Annotated in this window: 1 protein-coding gene; it reads right to left on the bottom strand. The window is 73.1% G+C overall.

The window, feature by feature from the left end; genetic code table 11:
• On the bottom strand, nucleotides 1–279 hold a 279-nt coding region (locus tag V2S66_RS34420), incomplete at both ends, for a phosphopantetheine-binding protein (RefSeq protein WP_330801045.1).

Genomic DNA, 279 nt, shown 5'->3' on the forward strand with positions numbered 1-279 from the left:
GCGGTGCGGGTGCGGGAGACCAGTTGGATGGCCATGATGCTGTCGCCGCCGAGGTCGAAGAAGGAGTCCTCGACCCCGACCCGCGCCAGCCCCAGCACCTCGGCGAACACCGCGCACAGCGCCTCTTCCACGGGCGTCGACGGACCCCGCGAGACCGCACCCGCCCCGAAGTCCGGCGCGGGCAGCGCCGCCCGGTCCACCTTGCCGTTCACCGTCAACGGCAACCCCCCGACCACCACCACGGCCGCCGGCACCATGTACTCCGGCAGGACTTCGGCG

The organism is Actinacidiphila polyblastidii, assembly GCF_036353415.1.
Classification (GTDB): Bacteria; Actinomycetota; Actinomycetes; order Streptomycetales; family Streptomycetaceae; genus Actinacidiphila; species Actinacidiphila polyblastidii.